Below are 18,409 nucleotides of genomic sequence, written 5' to 3'. Positions count from 1 at the left end.
ATTCCGGTCGAACCTGCGAGGCTGTCCGTAATGACGTTGCGCGCCGAACGCTCCAAGGTCTCCCGCCCACCTGCCCGATGGCGACCTGCCGCCACTCTGATGCTCGCCGTCCTGGCATCCTCCGCGCAGGCACAGACATTGCCACCACGCAGCCAATGGCAGGCCAGCGCCTCCTCGCAGCAGGTTCCGGCGATGGCGATCAGCCATCTGATCGACGGCGACCCCAAGACCGTCACCGGCGGTGCCTTCAGTCCGGGCCACTGGTTCCAGATCGACCTCGGCGCGCCAACAATGCTGGCCGGCGCACGCCTCACCTGGGATGTCTCCAACCCGGAAGGCTATTCGCTGCAGACCTCGCTGGACGGCACACAGTGGCAGACCGCGTACACCATGGCCGATTCGCTGGGCGACGTGGAAACGCTGTACTTCGCGCCACGCCAGGCGCGCTACCTGCGGTTGGCCAGCCCGCAGCGCACCTCCGATTGGGGCGTGTCGATTTTCGAGATGGAGCCGCTGGACAGCACGCTCAGCGCACGCATCAGCGGTGTCGATGCAACGCAGGCGGCGGCGCTCTGGCAAGGCGGTGGCACCGTCGCGGTTCCAGCCGGAAAAGGTGGATCCCATACGCTCGAGATCATGCTGCCTCGCACCCAGTCCACGGCCGGTCTCGCGGTCGACTGGGCCGATGGCGGGCGCGGCGCCGCCCGCTTGCAGGCGCAGGACGCACAGGGCCGATGGCAGGACCTCGCACACGATGCACAGGCGGCCAGCCATCGGCAGAGTTGGCTGGCTGCTGACACGGCACACCCTCTACGTGCATTCCGCCTGAGCGTGGACGGCGCTGCCCCGCAGATCGCGCGCCTGCGCCTGCTTGGCCCGAAAGCCGTGATGACGCCGATGAAGCGCTACCAGATTGCCGCCAGCGGTGCGCAACGTGCCTTGTTCCCCGCCTCGCTGCAGATGCAGCAGACCTACTGGACCGCCGTGGGTGTGCACGCGGGTCGGCAGAAGTCGATATTCGACGAGTACGGCAACATCGAGGCCTTCAAGGGCGCACCGCTGGTGCAGCCGATCTGGCGCAATGCCGATGGCAGCGCAGCCGGTGCCGCCGGGCAGAAGGTGCAGCACGCACTGCGCGACGGCTGGAAGCCAATCCCCTCCGCCACCTGGTCACCGCAACCCGGGCTGGAGCTGCGCAGTGAGGTGTTCGCCATCGAGCGCGATGGCCAGCCGGTGACCTTTCTCCGCCATCGACTGCACAACACCGGCACCACCGCGATCGACGGCACGCTGACCCTGGCGGTACGACCGATGCAGATGAACCCTCCATGGCAGAACGGTGGGCTGTCGCCGATCCGCGAGGTCGCCGTCGAAGCCAACACGGTGCGCGTGAACGGCCGCACGCTGCTGCGCTCGCTCACGCCGGTGGCTGCGTCCGGCGTTGCGCCGTTCGGGAAGGACGGCGCAACGGAGATCACCGCGGACATCGCTGCCGGCGAACTGCCTTCCTCGCAGCAGGCACGTGACGAGCAAGGACTGGCCGCAGCCGCATTGAGCTACCGGATCCGCCTCGCGCCCGGTGCCAGCGATGCGGTGGTCGTGGCGTTCCCACTCGGTACCGCCGCTGCCGATGCCAATGGCGTGCTGCCCGAGGCGCCTGCGCTTGACCTGTCCACGCTGCCCCGTGATGCCAATGCGGCGTTCGAGACGCTGGCCACGCAGGCGTCCGCAGATTGGCAGGCGCGGCTGGGCCAGGTCGGCCTGCGCCTGCCCGATCCCTCGCTGGTCGACATGCTGCGCGCGCAGGCTGCCTACATGCTGATCAACCAGACCGGCCCGGCCATGCAGCCCGGCCCGCGCAACTACAACCGCTCCTTCATCCGCGATGGCATGGCCACCTCGGCGGTGCTGCTGCGCATGGGCGAAGCCAAGGTCGCGCGCGACTACCTGGCGTGGTACAGCCAGCACGGCGTGCACGGCAGCGGACTGGTCTCGCCGATCCTCAACGACGATGGCAGTGTCAACACCGGCTTCGGATCGGATATCGAGTACGACAGCCAAGGCCAGTACGTGACGCTGGTGGCCGATGTCGCACGCCTGGATGGTGGGCCCGAGTCGGTGCGTGACTACCTGCCGAAAGTGAAGGCGGCGCTGCGCTTCCTGCAGCAGCTGCGCGAGCGCACGCTGGTAGCGGGTTACATGGCTGACCAGCCAGCGCCGGAGCGCTTCGCGGGCATTCTTGCGCCGTCGATCAGCCACGAGGGCTACCCTTCGCCCACCCACAGCTATTGGGATGACTACTGGGGCCTGAAGGGCTGGCACGACGGTGCGTGGCTGGCAGAGGCACTTGGCGACCATGAAACCGCCCGTTGGGCGCGCGAACAGTACAAGCTGCTGTACGACGCATTGCATGCCTCGATCCGCGCCACGATGGCGTGGAAGGGCATCGACTTCATCCCGTCCTCGGCGGATCTGGGTGATGGTGATCCCACCGGCGTATCCATCGCGCTGGATCCCACCGGCGCGCAGAGCGTGCTCCCGGCCGAGGCGCTGCGCACCACCTTCTCCCGCTATCTGGACGATGTGCGCAAGCGCAACCAGCCCGGGGCGCTGTATGCCTACACCCCGTACGAGATCCGCAACGTGCTGAGCTATGTGCACCTGGGCCAGCCGCAGGCGGCCGACGAGCTGCTACAGGGGCTGCTGCATGATCGGCGCCCGCTTGAGTGGCAGGTGCTGGCCGAGGTCGTGCATTCGCGGCTGCGCTTCCCGCGCTATCTGGGCGACATGCCGCACACCTGGATCGGCGCCGAGTATGGTCGCACGTTGTTCGGCATGCTGATGCGCGAGGACGATGACGCGTTGTCATTGCTGCCGGGCACGCCGCCCTCGTGGGTGGCGGGCGATGGATTGGCGGTGGAGCGTCTGCCGACCGCGTATGGCACGTTGCAGATGCAGGCGCGGCAGCGCGACGGCACGCTGACGGTCACGCTTGGTAAAGGGCTGCGCAGCGGGACGGCGGTGAAGGTCTGGTGGCCGGCGCGGACGATGCCGAACACGGTGCGTGTGGATGGACGCGAGGTTACCGCGTTCGATGCGGAAGGCGTGCGCGTGGCGAAGCCGTTCAAGACGCTGGAGGCGCGTTGGTAGAGTCGAGCTTGCTCGACTGCATTTCGCCGATCACCATGCGCCAGTCGAGCAAGCTCGACTCTACAGGGGCGCGCCGGGCCATGCCCGGCGTCATCTACAACGTCGGCAATCCCGGCGGATTGGTCTGCGACTGTGGCACGGCCTCCTCGGCCACATTCCATCGCTTCAGCGCCTGCGCATAGGTGCCGCTGCTGATCTGGGTGTTCAACGCCTGGGTCACTGCATCAGCCAGGCCACTGCCCTTGCGTGTGGTGACCGAAATCGCCGCGGCGTTCGGCCAGCCACCGGGGAACAGACCTACGCGCCGCACCTTGCCGTCGCGTGCCGAGTACGCGCCGGTGGCATTGGGCTCGAACGAGACATCGGCCCGCCCGGTGATCACCGCCAACCGGCCGACCACCGCATCATCGAAGTACTGGTACTCCACCGGCTTCAAGCCAGCGGCGATGTTCTGCTGGTCCCACTGCCGCAGGATCTGGTCCTGGTTGGTGCTGGCGCCGACCACCACCTTCAGCCCGGCAACGTCGGCCGGCTTTTCGATCTTCTGGATCGGCCCATCAGTGCGCGTATAGATGCCCAGCAGGTCGTAGCGGTAACTGGAGAAATCGAACTTCTTCTTGCGCTCCTCGGTCACCGTCACGTTCGACAGCACCGCATCGTACTTGCCCGACTCCAGCCCCAGCGGCCAGTCGGCCCACGCCACCGGCACGATCACCAGCTTCAGGCCCAGCCCATCGGCGATCAGCCGTGCGATGTCCGGCTCGATGCCCACGACGTCCTTGCTGTCGGCGCCGTAGTCGGCCAGCGGCAGCTGCCCCGGATGGGTGGCCACGGTGAACGTACCGGGCGTGACAAAGCGATAGTCGGCCGGGATCAACGCCTGCGCCTTCGGATCGAGCGTGCCCTTCAGGATGGCGGTGTTCGCACCCGCCAGGCTGGTTGCGGCCACGGTGCCGGTATCCGGCGCCTGACGCACGCGCGAGTAGACGATGCCGGCGATGCCGATGACCAGCACACCCACGACCAACAGGGTGCTGCGCGAGGGGCGACGCGGTGCTGCAGGGCTCATGGTGTTCCTTTCGCAGTTACAGGGTCTTGGCCAGGAAATCGGCGGTGCGTTGCTGGCGCGGACGTTCGAACAGCGCCTCGGGCGTGCCCTGCTCGATCACCCGGCCCTGGTCCATCATCACCACGTGGTCAGCCACGCGGCGGGCGAAGCTCAGCTCATGGGTGACGATCACCAGCGTGGTGCCGGAACGGGCCAGCTCCTCGATCACGCTGAGCACTTCGGCCACCAGTTCCGGGTCCAGTGCCGAGGTCGGTTCATCGAACAGCAGCACCTTCGGTTGCAGCGCCAGTGCACGGGCAATCGCGATGCGCTGCTGCTGGCCGCCGGACAGCTGGCGCGGGAAGGCATCGGCCTTGTCGGCCAGGCCGACTCGTTCCAGCAGCGTGCGCGCCTGCTGCTCGGCCTGCGCACGCGGCACGCCGCGCACCGCGATCGGCGCCTCGATGATGTTCTCCAGCGCGGTCAGGTGCGGGAACAGGTTGAAGCCCTGGAACACCATGCCCACTTCCGCACGACGGCGGCGAATCTCACGTTCGGGCAGCTCGTACAGGGTGTCGCCATCGCGGCGGTAGCCGATCAGCTGCCCGCCGACGGTCACATAGCCGCTGTCGGCACGTTCCAGGTGGTTGATCAGCCGCAGCAACGTGGACTTGCCAGCGCCGGACGGGCCGATCAGCACCGTCACGCTGCCAGCGCGCAGGTCCAGGTTCACGTCTTCCAGCACCGGCTGGTCGCCGAACACTTTTCCCACACCATGCAGCGATACCGATGCCCCCTCGCCCGCTTCAACCTGCGCGGCGATGCGCGGGCGATTGACCACGCGCGGTGCAGCCTCACCTGTGGCGCGCGTCGGTGACGAGACACGCGATACCGAACGCTCGCGCTGCAGTTGGCCGCGCGCAAAGCGCTGCTCCACGCGCCGCTGCAGCAGCGACAGCACGGTCAGGATCACCAGGTACCAGACCGTGGCCACCATCAGCAGCGGCACCACTTCCAGGTTGCGCCGGTAGATCACCTGCACGGTGTAGAACAGCTCAGGCAGCGCCAGCACGTAGACCACCGAGGTGCTCTTGGCCAGGCCGATCACATCGTTGAACGCGGCCGGCAGGATCGAACGCATCGCCTGCGGCAGGATGATGCGGCGCACCTGGCGACCACGCGGCAGCCCAAGCGCGGCCGCAGCCTCGTACTGGCCGTGGTCGACCGACAGAATGCCGCCACGGATCACCTCGGCCGAGAACGCGGCCTGGTTCAGGGTCAGGCCCAGCACCGCGGCAGTGAACACACCGATCAGCTGCGTGGTCGGGTACGAGAACAGGCTGATGCCGGTGAACGGCACGCCCAGTTCGATGGTGCTGTACAGATAGCCCAGGTTGTTCAGCAGCAGCAACAGCACCAGCAGCGGGATCGACCGGAACAGCCACACATAGCCCCACGACACCGCCGACAGCAGTGGCGAGCCGGACACGCGGGCCAACGCCAGCAAGGTGCCCAGCGCGAAGCCGAGGCCGGTGCCGAGCGCGGTCAGCAGCAGCGTGCGGCCCAGGCCTTCCAGCACCGGACGTGCGAAGAACCACTCCGCAAAGGTGCCCCAGCCCCAACGCGGATTGCCCAGCACTGATTGCAGCCCGATCAGGATCAGCGCCAACGCCAGAAGGGTTCCGACCACCTGTAGTGGATGCCGGGCCGGCACGATCTTCAACGCCGGTGCCGGTGCCGGTGCCGGGCGTGTGGCAATTCCATCCAGTGCGGTCGAAGGCGTGCTCATGCGTGGGCTCCGTGCAACACGGTCTGTGATGGCACGACGGCTGGCGCCGATACGCCCAGGTGCTTCTCGAACGGCAAGTGGGCGATGGATTCCGGATCGGCCTCCAGATCGAACAGCGCGGTGTAGCCGTGGCTGAGATACAGGCCAACGGCTTCAGGCTGGCGGAAGCCGGTGGTCAGAAATACCCGTCGGTAACCCTGGCGCGCCGCCTGGTCCTCCAGTTCCTGCAGTACACGCCGCGCGATGCCCTGGCGGCGCAGGCCCGGCAGCGTCCAGATGCGCTTGAACTCGGCGGTGTCCGGATCGCGGTGCGGCATGAAGGCACCGCCGGAGATCGCCACACCATCGCGCAGCAGCAGCACGAACGCACCAACCGGTGCCGCGAACGCCTGTGCCGGGTAGCGCTGCAGTTCCTCGCGGGCGCTGCCGCCGATGCGTCGGCGCACGTCGGCATAGCGGCTGTCGTACTCCTGTTCCAGACCATCGAACAGAGGCCGCGCCAGCGGATCATCCACCGATGTATAGAGGAAGCGTTCGTTGCTGCTCATGCCACGTCCTTCACCAGATAGTCTTCGGCCAGCCGCGCCCACAGGCTGGCGGCGGGTGCGATGGCGGCGTCGTTGAACACATAACGCGGGCTGTGCAGCGGTGCGCTGTCGCCGTTGCCGACAAACACGAAGCTGCCGGGGCGCGCCTGCAGCAGGAACGCGAAGTCCTCGCTGGCCGTGCGCGGTGCAAATTCGGGCACCACGTGTTCGCTGCCGAAGCCCTGCACGGCCACCTCACGGATGTAGGCGGTCTGCACAGGGTGGTTGATCACGCTCGGGAAGCCACGCGGGAACTCGATCTCCGCGCGCGCGCCGAACGCGGCGGCGGTCTGCTCGGCAATCTCGGTAACCCTTCGCCGCAGGGTGTCGCGCACTTCCGGCAGGTAGGCGCGCACGGTCAGCTTCAGCTCGACGACGTCCGGGATCACATTGGCGGCCTGCCCGCCGTGGATCGAACCGACGGTGACCACGCCCATCTGCCGTGGATCCACATTGCGCGAGACAACGCTCTGCAGCGCCGTGACGATATGCGCCGCCGCCAGGATCGGGTCGACACTGCCCTGAGGCTCGGCGCCATGACCGCCCTTGCCGATCACCTTCAGCCGCGCCCAGTCCACCGACGCCATCGCCGGACCATCGACGAAGCCGAAGTGCCCCACCGGCACGCCCGGCCAGTTGTGCAGCCCATAGATCGCATCCACCGGGAAGCGTTCGAACAGGCCGTCGGCAATCATCTTCGAGGCCCCCGAACCGGTTTCCTCGGCCGGCTGGAACACCAGCTGCAGGGTGCCGTCGATGCGGCCGTGATGGGCCAGGTAGTGCGCCGCAGACAGCAGGATGGCGGTATGCCCATCGTGGCCGCAGGCATGCATCAACCCTTCGTTCTGGCTGGCGTAGGCCAGCCCGGAGTCCTCGTGGATCGGCAGTGCATCGATGTCGGCACGCAGCCCAAGTCGACGGCTGCCCTGCCCGCGCTGCAGCGTACCGACCACGCCGGTGCCGCCGAGGCCGGTGGTGACCTCATAGCCCCACTGCTGCAGCAGCTCGGCCACGCGTGCGCTGGTGCGGTGTTCCTCGAAGGCCAGCTCCGGGTGCCGATGCAGGTCATGGCGGATCGCGATGGCCGCCTCGGCGCGTGCCGCGATTTCCGGCAGCACGCCAGTCGTTGGGGAATTCCGCCGGGCATGGCCCGGTGCTGCCGCGCTTTCTCCGCTCATCGCCTTACCCCACCTTCCGCGCCGGTTCGGCGTCGGTCGCATGGCGGCTGGCCTTGTACGGCAGGCCCAGATGCGCGCGCAGCGTCTGCCCTTCCAGCTCACGCTGGTGGTAGCCGCGCGCCTGCAGGATCGGCAGCACCTGGGTCACGAAATCGTCCAGGCCTTCGCGCTGTGCCGCGAAACCGAGGATGAAGCCGTCGCTGGCACCAGCATCAAACCAACGGATCAGCTCGTCGGCCACATGTTCCGGCGTTCCGATGAAATTCGGCCGCGGGCTCACCGCTTCCAACGCCACCTGGCGCAGGCTCAGGCCCTTCTCACGTGCATCCTGCTTGATGCGGTCGGTGGTGGAACGGAACGAATTGCTGCCGATGTCACCCAGCTCCGGGAACGGCGCGTCCGGATCGTACTGGCTGAAATCGTGATGGTCGAAGAAGCGCCCCAGGTACGCCAGCGCATCCTCCAGCGTGGCCAGTGCGGCGATCGCCTGGTACTTGGCTTCAGCCTCCTCCGCGGTGCGACCGACGATGGGGCCGATGCCCGGGAAGATCTTCACGTCATTGCCGCTGCGGCCGTGGGCGATCGCCGAGTTCTTCACCTTCTGGGTGAACGCGCGGGTCTCCTCCAGCGATGGCGAATGGGTGAACACCGCATCGGCGTACTTGCCGGCCAGCGCGATGCCATCGTCGGACGACCCGGCCTGGAAGATCACCGGCTGCCCCTGTGGCGAACGCTGGATGTTGAGCGGCCCTTCCACCTGGAAAAAGCGGCCCTTGTGGTCGAGGCGGCGGAACTTGTCCGGCGCGAAGAACGTGCCGCTGTCGCGCTCACGCACGAAGGCATCGTCGTCCCAGGAATCCCACAGCCCTTGCACTACGTCCAGGTACTCGTCGGCGATCTGGTAACGCAGCGCGTGCTCCGGGTGCGGCCGGCCGTAGTTGCGGCCCGAGCCCTCCAGTGGCGAGGTCACTACGTTCCAACCGGCACGCCCGCCGCTGAGCAGGTCCAGCGAAGCGAACTGCCGGGCCACGGTAAACGGGTCGCTGTAGGAGGTCGACAGCGTGCCCGCCAGGCCGATCTTCTTCGTCGCCGTGGCCAGCGCCGACAGCAGCGAGATCGGCTCGAAGCGATTGAGGAAGTGCGGGATCGACTTCTCGTTGATGTACAGGCCGTCGGCTACGAAGCCGAAGGCGATGCCGTTGTCCTCGGCGGTACGCGCGATGTCGATGTAGAACTGCAGGTTGACGCTGGCATCGGCCGGATTGGAGGGATGCTTCCAGGCATGCATGTGGCTGCCAGGACCCTGCAGCATGATGCCGAACGGAATGTGGCGCGGGGTCGTGCTCATGGGAATCGCTCCTGCAGGTCAGGCCACCGCCGCGCGCGGCGCGGGCGACAGCAGTTCAAGGGATGTCAGGCGTGCATCAAGGTCGGCCACCGGCGCATCGAGGATGAACTCGCCCACGCCGAAGCGCCGGTGCAGCGCATCCAGTTCGTCACGCACGTGCTGCGCATCACCGGACAGCACGCTGGGGCGCGTTTCCTCGATGCGGAAGTCGGCCACGCCCACCTGGCGCGCGTACTCGGCAGCTGCTTCGGGGCTGGGCAGATTCACCGTCTGCCCGGGACCGAGGTGCAGCTTGTAGACGCGCAGCGCACCGATATGACGTGCTGCGGCTTCGGCAGTTGGTGCGGCGAACGCCACCGTGGCCAGCAGCGGCGGCTGCGTAGAAACACTGCGGTAGGCATCGAACGCGGCCTCGATATGCTTCGGGTCGCCATCGAAGTGGGCGGCGTAGACGAAGCGCCAGCCCAGCTCGGCCGCCTGCTGCGCGCTCTGCGGGCTGGCCCCGAGCAGGAAGCGCTCTGGTGCCTGCTGCGGAACCGGCCGAGCCTGTGCCTCGGTGTCGGCGCCGGACAGATAGCCTTCCAGGTCACGCAGTTGCTGGTCGAAGTCGGCGAACGCCGGACGCCCGGCCGCCAGCGCGGCGGTCGAAGCCGGCAGGCCACCGGGGGCCTTGCCCACGCCCAGATCGACACGCCCCGGCGCCAGCGCCGACAGCAGGTTGAAGTTCTCCGCCACCTTGTACGGCGCGTAGTGGCGCAGCATGACCCCACCACTGCCGATGCGGATGCGCCGGGTCTGCGCCAGCACCCACGCAGCCAGCACTTCCGGTGCGGGGCTGGCCAGCGTCGGTGCAGCGTGGTGCTCGGCAAACCAGTAGCGGTGGTAGCCCAGCTGCTCGGCGCGCTGCGCCAGCTGCAGGCTGTTGCGCAGCGCCTGCTCCGGCGAGGCACCTTCGGCCACCGGGCTCTTGTCCAGCACGCTGATCTGATAGCTCATGGTCACGTCCTCGCTCAGGGGTGGGCCACGGGAATGCCGAGCAAGCCGTTCAACGCGGCCAGGATCGGCTCCGCACCGGAGATGTACTGGCGGTCCTGGTGCGCGCCACTGGCCAGTTCGCTGCGCACGCCCTGCGGCAACACCAGCTTGGGTAGTGACTGGTCCTGCTCACCGATCTCGGCAATCACCTCGCGGCGCGGCCGCGCGAAACCGATGCGGCGCACGTCCAGCTGCGCGTCCAGGCCATCGATGCTCGACAGCGCGCCCTCCAGCAACAGGCTGTGCCGGCAGAAAAAGCGCTGGCCGGGAATCTGGCCGTCCTCGAATTCACGGTCGAGCAGGAACAGGATGGGTTTGCTTGCTTCGTCCAACGCCACGGGAGTGTCCTCATCAGGGCCGGCAATGCGATGCCGCTTCGATATCGATGCTAGAGATGCCAGCAGCCGCAACAGCGACGGCTGGCGACAATCGGCGGTCAGATCCGGCCACGCAGATGCGGCGTGGCCATAAGCAAAGCGCTGCCGGTTATGGCGTCAGGCAATACGTCGCAGCGGCGCCGCTACGGCCAGCGCCTGCGTAGCCAGATGGCCGGCTGCGCGCTCGGTCGCCAGCGCGATGCGTGCCTGCAAGGCTGCACTGTTGATGCGCTCGCCCTCGAAGTCGGCGGGCGTGGCATACACGCCGATCGGCAGCGTGTGCGCCTGCAGGAAACTGAACAACGGTCGCAACTGGTGATCGATTACCAGCGCATGGCGCTCGCTGCCACCGGTCGCCGCCAGCAGCACCGGCACATCCACCAGCGCCTCCAGCCCGATGAAGTCGACCAGGTGCTTGAACAAGCCGGGATACGAGCCGCGATACACCGGCGCGGCCACCACCAGCAGCTCTGCCGCCTCGATGGTCTGCAGTGCCTGTTCCACCGCCGGCTCCACCTCGCCGCGCGACAGCGACTGACCCAGCGCGCGCGCGATCGGCGCCAGCTCCACCAGGTCCACGCTGGCGTGCACCCGCTGCTGCAGCGAGTCCAGCAGATGCCGTACCAGCAACAACGTGCGCGACGTCGCCGAGCTGGTCGGTGACCCCACCAATGCAACCACCCTCAATGCAGAAGACATGAACTGCTCCCGTGTAGAGCCGAGCCATGCTCGGCTGCCCTTCGCTTTTGTAGAGTCGAGCCATGCTCGACTGCTTCCCACCTCAGAACCGGTAACTGACCCGCCCGTACCAATACGCACCCACATTGCTCAGCACATCGCCGCTGTCCCACGTGGTCTCGATGCTCGCCACATCGGTGGCACTGCGCGCGTACTCCGGCACCTTGCGGGTGCGCTTGTCGAACACGTTGTTGATGCCCAGCGCCGCACTCCAGCCCGTGCCCAGCTCCACGCCACCGGACAGGTTGGTCACCAGCACCGGCGGCTGCCTGTACTCCACGCCGTTGTTCAGGCGCTTGATCGGGCCGTAGTAGGTGAAGTCCAGATTCGAGCGCCAGCGCCCGTTCTGCCAGCCAAGTCCCGCCACCTGCGTATAGCTGGGCGTGCGGAAGCGCAGCGCATACTCGCTGGATCTGGTCAGCAGGTTGATGTTCGGCAGGCCCTGCAGCGCCGCCGGAATGTCGCTGACCTTCTGGATGGTGGTACGGCCGACGTTGGCCGCGTAGCTCCAGCGCAGCTTGCCCCACGCGGTTTCCTGGTTCGCCTCCAGGGTCAGCTCCACACCCCGTGTACGGGTATTACCCACGTTGGTGAAGTAGCTGGCGTAGAACGCATCACCCGGCAGGATGCTGATGCCGGCCGAACCCAGCAGTGCATCGATGGTGTTCTTCTGCGCCGCACTCAGCACCGTGCCGCTGTTGTCGGTGACGCGCGCCGGATCCTGCGCGTTGTAGCCGATCTGGCTGGACTGGCCGAGCTGGCCGCGGATGTCGATCTGATAGGCATCCACCGCCAGATGGAACGCCGGGCTCGGGTCCCAGGTCACGCCCAGGCTGTAGTTGGTGGCCTTTTCCGGTTTCAGCGGTGTGGCACCCAACGCAATCGCTGCCGGCGAAGACACCTGCGCCACCAGCGTGGTCCCGCACGGGCAGCTGCCGGTGGCCTGGTAGAACTGCGCGCCCAGGCTGGGCGCATGGAAACCGTTGCTCACCGTTGCCCGCACACCCAGCGCATCGGTGAAGTCAAAGCGGGTGGTCAGGCGCCCGGTGGAGACACTGCCGAAGTCGGAGTGATCTTCCCAGCGCGCGGCCGCATCCAGGTACCAGCGCGAGGTGATGTTGGTGGCCGCACCCACGTACACCGCCTTGCTGTTACGGGTTGCCTTCACCGCGTCGGCGGTGGAATAGCCGACGAAGGCTGCAGCGCCGAAGCCGGTATACGACTCCCACTGCCCCGCCCCGCGCTCGTACTGCTCGTGCTGATACTCGGCGCCCGCGCTCACCTCCAGCGGCGAAGCGAATGCCGCCACCTCGAAGCCACGACGCAGGTCGAGGTTGGCGATGCCTTGCTGGTAATCCAGCTTGCCGTCATAGAAGTCGGTGGGCGAACCGGGATACGGCAGCGAGTAGTTCACCGAATTGCGGGTATAGGTACGTACCGTGCTGCGGTTGCCGGTCAAGCTGGCGTCGTAATCCCAGCCCGCGATCTGGCCTTTCACACCTGCGGTACCGGTGTACTGCTTCTCCTTGGTTTCCAGCACTGGCAGGAAGCCATCGGGAAACACGCTCAGCACGCCGGGCGCCTTGTAGGTGGTGAAGATGGTCGCCGGCAGGCGGAAATTCTGGATCGCCTGTGCGGTGCGGTCACTGGCCGTAGCATTGGCGTAGAACTGCGCGCTCTCGCCCAGGCCATGGCCCACGTTCACCGCGAAGGCCTTCAGCGCATACGAAGGCGAGCTGAGGATGGTGTTGGCCTCGGCATCGCGGTTGGCCTCGGCCGGATTCGGCGACGCGCCGGCCGGCAGTCGATTGTTCGGCCGCAGCGCCACCAGATTGCCGCTGCCATCCACTGCCGGATAACTCAGGTAGCCATCGATGTAGTGGCGGGTACGGATCGCATGATGCTGGCGGGTGGTCTCGCCAGACAGGTTGACGAAGCCATCCTGGCCCCACGGCAGGCCGACGTTGGCGCGCACGCTGGTTCGCGAACCATCGCCATCGGTGCTCTGCCCGCTCTCCACCGACACATCACCACCGTGCGCCTGCGACTTCAGGATCACGTTGACCACGCCGGTGATCGCGTCCGAGCCGTAGATGGCGGAGGCACCATCACGCAGCACTTCCACATGGTCGATGGCCGAGACCGGAATCAACGCCAGGTCCGCCCACGCATGGCCGGGGAAGCCGCCCCCATTGGCACCGCTCACATAGGCGCTGGCGTTGCGGCGCTTGCCGTTGACCAGCACCAGGGTGTAACCCGGCGACAGATTGCGTAGCTGATAGCCGCGGATCAGGCTCTCCTGATCGCTCTGGTAACCGCCGATCTGGCTCAGCGACGGCAGGCTGCGCTGCAGGGCTTCCAGCAGATTGCCCTGACCGGTGGCGGCGAGGTCTTCAGCGGAAATCACATCGATGGGCGTGGAGCTGTTCTTCACCGTGCGCGTGCTGGTGCGAGAGCCGGTGACCACCACCGCATCCAGCGTGGAGGCTGCCACATTGGCGGTGGCTGCAGTAGTGGCAGGGTCTGCATCGGCTTCCGCCGCATGGCTGGGCGATGCAGCGAGGGCAGCGGCGATCAGGACGGCAAGAGTGCTCAAGGCTGGGGCGTAGGCGGCAGGCATGGGGGCTCGTGGGGGTGGGCCGGAAACACGCTTCCATTCAAGGGCCTGTTCACCCACCGCGACAGGCGGGATCGCGTCACCCAGCCGTAACATCCGGCCACCCACATGACCGCTGGTAATGACGTTAGGCGGCCTGAACTCACCGGGTCGGATCCCTTTCCAAAGGAAAGGGCTCTGACCCGAGGCACGCATCCCTCCACGGGGTCAGAGCCCTTCCTGCGGAAGGGATCCGACCCCGGCCTCCATATGCCCGCCCGGCATCACCTCATGCCCGCGCACCACTCTGCGCCACGCACCTCCACCCGTAGCATCAAGCCATGCCCAGCCTGACCGCCGATCCCACTGCGCCGCTCGTCGCCATCGTCGCCTGCCACGGCCAGGGGCTGTTCGAGTTCGGCTGTGCTGTAGGCCTGTTCGCACCGATACGCCCAGAGCTGGGCGTGGCCTGGTACCGCACCCAGCTGTGCGCGGGCGAACCCGGAGCGCTGCGCATGCTCGGCAGCACCCAGGTGCAGCTGCCCTACGATCTAAGGAGCGTCGATGACGCCGACATCATCGTCATCCCCGGTTGGCGCGAGCCCAGCGAACGTCCGCCGCAGGCCCTGCTCGATGCACTGATCCGCGCCCATGCACGCGGCGCACGCATCGCGTCGATCTGCTCCGGTGCGTTCGTGCTGGCCTGGGCCGGGCTGCTCGATGGCCGCGAGGCCACCACCCACTGGCGCCTCACCGAAGCGCTCGCGCGCGAGTTCCCACGCATCGACGTACGCGAGGATGTGCTGTACGTGGACACCGGCAGCATCATCACCTCGGCCGGCTCGGCCACCGGCATGGACATGATGCTGCACATGGTGCGCAAGGATTACGGCGCGCGCGTGGCTAATCTGGTGGCCGAGCGATTGGTGCTGGCACCTTGGCGTGATGCCGGGCGCAGCCAGCGCGTCAGCCGGGCCATCCCCAACGGCGAGCCCACGCGCCTGGCAAAGCTGATGGAATGGATGCGCCGCAACCTGCGCGAGCCACACTCACTTGGCAGCCTCGCCGAGCAGGCCGCACTCAGCCAGCGCACCCTGCAACGGCAGTTCCTGGAAGCCACCGGCCTGTCGCCCATCGATTGGCTGATCCGCGAGCGCGTGGCCTTCGCGCGTGAGCTGCTGGAAACCACCGACCGGCCACTGCAGTGGATTGCCGAGCAGGCCGGCTTTGGTTCGCAGGAATCATTCCGTCGGCACTTCCGTGGTCAGGTCGATGCCAGCCCCACCGAGTACCGCAGCCAGCATCGCAACGGCATCAGTGCGGACCGCCTGGTCGGCTGCTGAGCCACGGGTAATGCCGGCCTCTGGCCGGCAGGCAAGGCCCCCGCCCTCTTCGTCGACGACTTTCCACGCCATCACCACCACTGCACTATAGGGGCATGCCCCGCACTGCCGACGGACCGGTGATGACCGACAGCCCCTACAGGACCTACCGCGTTGGAATCGGCGTATCGCTGCTGTTGGCGGCACTGATCGCCACGCTCTCGTTGATTGCCGTGGCCACCCCCAACCTGGGTTGGGGCGTCGTGGCGCTGGCCACCATCGCGATCTGGGTCGGCGTCCCGTTGCTGCTGGTGCTCCTGCTGGCCTGGCTGCGCTACATGGTGCGTCAGCGCGGGCAGGTGCCGGGCCGCATACACGTGCTGATGTTCGTGCCGACCGCCGCCTCCATGCTCATCATCCCACTGTGGCACGCCCTGCAAGGCAGTGTGGACAGCCTGGCCGGCGGCTCACGCGCGTCCATCGCCGAGCTGCACGTCAACCTCAGCGGGCAACGCCTTTGGCTGGACACCTCGCCGTATGCATCCACCGGTTCTGGCGCTGGCCCGGATCTGCCCATGCAGGGCGAAATGCCCCAGCGCTTCCTGGCCTTCCACCGCTACCCCAACCCGCAGTCCGATGCAGACAGGGCCTTCCCGTATGAACAAGCGCGCCTGAAGTGCTCCGTCGACCACTACCGTTACGCCACACCGTCTGGAGATCGCGCCGTCACCGATGTGCCGCTGGTCCGTCGGACCTACCCTGACCTTGCGCCATTCAACGCGGCCTGGCGACGCGCGGGTACACCCGAGCTCGTGCATATCTACTACCACTACAGCGATCACGTAGAGGTCGCGCCCGCGCTCGCACGCCTCAGTGGCTTCACCACCGATGATCTGGAGCGTAGCCGCTTCGAAGGCCTGACGCTGTTCAAGATCCACAACTACGGCAGTGCGCCCATCCTTCGGGTGGAAATCAATGGCCTCACACTGGACATCGGCGACGGGGCCATCGCGAACATCCCGGAAGCGCCCCGGGATTGCACGGCCTACGGCTACCCGGTCAGCCCCGCGCTGTTGCCGCTCAACCTGCCCCTGCAGGTGCGCTGGCAGACTGCAGACGCGCCGACGCGGTGGCACAGCGCGCGCGTGCAGGTGCCCGCGTTCCGGCAGCCGCAGCCACTGCACGGGCAATCCACATTGCAGCGCGTCCTGCTGTACATGCTGCCCGATGACACGCTGGCCGCCGAACGCTACGCCGAAGTGTTTGACGGCGATTCGCGGCGCGGCATCAAGGCCACTGGCCTGCCAGCCAGCGCTGCCACCTACGCGGTGTGTGGCAGCGCGAGGGCGACCTATGGCGAACGAGCGGGTACCGTGCTGGCAGACTGATCCGTGGTGTTGCCGGCGCGTTCCCCTCCACGCTGACGCGCGCTCAGTCCTCCTGCACCAGCTTGAACTCGCGCAGCAGGCCACCAATCTGGGTCTTGTCCAGCTTGTTCATCAGCAGCTTGCGCAGGAACGCAGGCCCGGGAATATCCAGCTCCTTGCCATCGCGCAGCCGACCGGTCGCCGCCAGCAGCGAGCGCACGTCATAGGTGGAATTGAACACCTCGGGCACACCGCGCTCGATCCCAAGCAGTGTGTACACCGCTTCCATCGGTGTGCGCACCGAATACTCGGTGGTGAAGATGCAGTCGCGCTGCTTCGATTCGGCGAACTGTCCGATGAAGGCGAAGTTCACCGCCCCCTCCGGCACCACGTCCGGCCGATCACCGGCCTGGCGCGGCATGAAGAACGCGGTGATGTACGGCATCATCACCGGCACCGTCTTCGCGCCGGTCGCGGCCAATTCGTCGATCTCCTCCACCGGCACGCCCAGGTGGTACAGCCACTCGCGGGTGATCTCCTCGCCGGTGCAGTCCTGCATCGGCTTCTTCACGTAGTCTCCAGGCGTATCCACGAACAGCGAATACACCCAGACCACGATCTGATCCTTGGGCTGGTTCTTGAAATGCGGCTGGCGGTTCACCGTCCAGCTCATCAACCAGCGCGAATCGCGCACGCTGACGATACCGCCGGTCACCACCTTGCCACTGAACGGGTCACGCTTGGCGATCTTCTGGATGTAGGCCGGAATGCGTGCATCCAGCGTGGTCACCGTCGCCGACTCCCACTTGGTCTGCGGAATATGCGCGCCGAACACATCCGGGCGGCCAAAGGCCTCATCCTTCGCGGCGATGCGGCGCCACAGGTCCCAAGCGGGCGCCGGCCCCTCGTTCAAACACGCAGCCGTCTGATGATCGCCGTTGTCCGAATTCTCGGTCAACGAACCGATCGTCATGAACACAAGGTCATCCGCGCTCAGATCCACGCCACCCGCCACGCCCTCACGCGTCCAGTGGATGCGCGTGGCCTGCTTGCGGCCGGCCGCCAGATCGAAGTCGACGTCGGTCACCTCGGTCCCGTACTGGAACACCACGCCGTGGTCCTGCAGCCACTTCACCAGCGGCAGCACCAGCGATTCGTACTGGTTGTACTTGGTGAACTTCAGCGCCGAGAAATCCGGCAGGCCGCCGATGTGGTGGATGAAGCGGTGCAGGTACAGCTTCATCTCCAGCGCCGAATGCCATTCCTCGAAGGCGAACATGGTGCGCCAGTACAGCCAGAAGTTGCTGTCCAGGAAGTCGCGACCCAGCACCTCGTCGATGCGCTTGTTCTCCATCTCCTGCCGGGTGGCCAGGAACAACGCGATGATGTCCTTCTGCGCCTGTTCGCTCAGGGTGAACAGGCCGTCGGTGTGCGCATCTTCGCCGCGATTGATCGTGGCACGCTGCAGCGAATAGTTCGGGTCGTCCTTGTTCAACCAGTAGAACTCGTCCAGCACACTGGCATCTTCAATCTCCAGCGACGGAATCGAGCGGAACAGATCCCACAGGCACTCGAAGTGGTCTTCCATCTCGCGGCCGCCACGGATCACGAAGCCCTTTTCAGGCACCTTCAGGCCATCCAGCGCGCCTCCGGCAATCTGCTGCTGCTCGAGAATGGTGATGCGCTCACCGGCCATGCGGCCATCGCGCACCAGGAACGCGGCGCCGGCCAGCGAGGCCAGGCCCGAACCGACGAACCAAGCCCGCTTGCCATCGACACCGGCGGGCTTGCGCGGGCGCGCGAAGGCTTCGTAGTTGCCACTGCTGTAGTACATGCGTTGCTCCTTCCTGGAGGGGGTCATCAGGAACCCGCAG

General features: G+C 66.7%; 13 protein-coding genes. 3 read left to right on the top strand and 10 right to left on the bottom strand.

The features are described from left to right. Positions 1 to 30 precede the first annotated feature (30 nt). Entirely contained in the window at positions 31 to 3,150 is a 3,120-nt protein-coding gene (locus ACZK3J_RS09555; RefSeq protein WP_478476814.1) for a galactose-binding domain-containing protein, read from the top strand. 94 nt (positions 3,151 to 3,244) lie between these two features. Here ACZK3J_RS09555 and ACZK3J_RS09550 read toward each other — a convergent pair whose 3' ends face one another. From ACZK3J_RS09550 to ACZK3J_RS09510, 9 genes are all read right to left on the bottom strand, one after another. After that, the gene (locus tag ACZK3J_RS09550; protein WP_478476813.1) at positions 3,245 to 4,219 is read right to left on the bottom strand and encodes an ABC transporter substrate-binding protein; all 975 of its coding nucleotides are present in this window, start codon (positions 4,217 to 4,219) and stop codon (positions 3,245 to 3,247) included. 16 nt (positions 4,220 to 4,235) lie between these two features. Beyond that, positions 4,236 to 5,987 (bottom strand): amino acid ABC transporter permease/ATP-binding protein, encoded by a 1,752-nt coding sequence (locus ACZK3J_RS09545; protein WP_478476811.1) that lies wholly within the window; start codon positions 5,985 to 5,987, stop codon positions 4,236 to 4,238. Beyond that, positions 5,984 to 6,535, bottom strand: a complete 552-nt coding sequence (locus tag ACZK3J_RS09540; RefSeq protein WP_049399083.1) for a GNAT family N-acetyltransferase — start codon at positions 6,533 to 6,535, stop codon at positions 5,984 to 5,986. The genes ACZK3J_RS09545 and ACZK3J_RS09540 overlap by 4 nt, the downstream gene beginning before the upstream one ends. Then, positions 6,532 to 7,752: a M20 aminoacylase family protein gene (locus tag ACZK3J_RS09535; RefSeq protein WP_080356522.1), complete on the bottom strand. Its 1,221-nt coding sequence runs from the start codon at positions 7,750 to 7,752 to the stop codon at positions 6,532 to 6,534. The genes ACZK3J_RS09540 and ACZK3J_RS09535 overlap by 4 nt, the downstream gene beginning before the upstream one ends. A 4-nt stretch (positions 7,753 to 7,756) precedes the next feature. Then, positions 7,757 to 9,100 carry an LLM class flavin-dependent oxidoreductase gene (locus ACZK3J_RS09530; protein WP_049462060.1) on the bottom strand — a complete coding sequence of 448 codons (1,344 nt, stop codon included), beginning with the start codon at positions 9,098 to 9,100 and terminating at the stop codon, positions 7,757 to 7,759. An 18-nt stretch (positions 9,101 to 9,118) separates the two neighbouring features. Next, positions 9,119 to 10,096, bottom strand: coding sequence for an MsnO8 family LLM class oxidoreductase (locus tag ACZK3J_RS09525; protein ID WP_049462061.1), 978 nt, complete (start codon positions 10,094 to 10,096; stop codon positions 9,119 to 9,121). Positions 10,097 to 10,110: 14 nt separating this feature from the next. Beyond that, positions 10,111 to 10,473 carry a DUF3088 family protein gene (locus ACZK3J_RS09520; protein WP_032129754.1) on the bottom strand — a complete coding sequence of 121 codons (363 nt, stop codon included), beginning with the start codon at positions 10,471 to 10,473 and terminating at the stop codon, positions 10,111 to 10,113. 156 nt (positions 10,474 to 10,629) lie between these two features. Then, entirely contained in the window at positions 10,630 to 11,211 is a 582-nt protein-coding gene (gene msuE, locus ACZK3J_RS09515) for an FMN reductase (RefSeq protein WP_049462062.1), read from the bottom strand. 82 nt (positions 11,212 to 11,293) lie between these two features. After that, a complete protein-coding gene (locus tag ACZK3J_RS09510) occupies positions 11,294 to 13,870 on the bottom strand; it encodes a TonB-dependent receptor plug domain-containing protein (protein WP_478476810.1) in 2,577 nt (858 codons plus the stop codon). Positions 13,871 to 14,187: 317 nt separating this feature from the next. Between ACZK3J_RS09510 and ftrA the strand changes: the two genes are divergently transcribed. After that, positions 14,188 to 15,189 (top strand): transcriptional regulator FtrA, encoded by a 1,002-nt coding sequence (ftrA, locus tag ACZK3J_RS09505; RefSeq protein ID WP_277779060.1) that lies wholly within the window; start codon positions 14,188 to 14,190, stop codon positions 15,187 to 15,189. 95 nt (positions 15,190 to 15,284) lie between these two features. Continuing rightward, positions 15,285 to 16,556: a hypothetical protein gene (locus ACZK3J_RS09500; protein ID WP_478476808.1), complete on the top strand. Its 1,272-nt coding sequence runs from the start codon at positions 15,285 to 15,287 to the stop codon at positions 16,554 to 16,556. Between the two features lie 43 nt (positions 16,557 to 16,599). Here the strand turns inward: ACZK3J_RS09500 and ACZK3J_RS09495 are convergent, their stop codons facing one another. After that, positions 16,600 to 18,369 carry an oleate hydratase gene (locus tag ACZK3J_RS09495; protein ID WP_277779062.1) on the bottom strand — a complete coding sequence of 590 codons (1,770 nt, stop codon included), beginning with the start codon at positions 18,367 to 18,369 and terminating at the stop codon, positions 16,600 to 16,602. Positions 18,370 to 18,409 lie beyond the last annotated feature (40 nt).

It is taken from the genome of Stenotrophomonas sp. 86428_Sma (genome assembly GCF_056481585.1).
The sequence above is the reverse complement of the archived record's forward strand: the minus strand, read 5'-3'. Positions and strand labels throughout refer to the sequence as shown.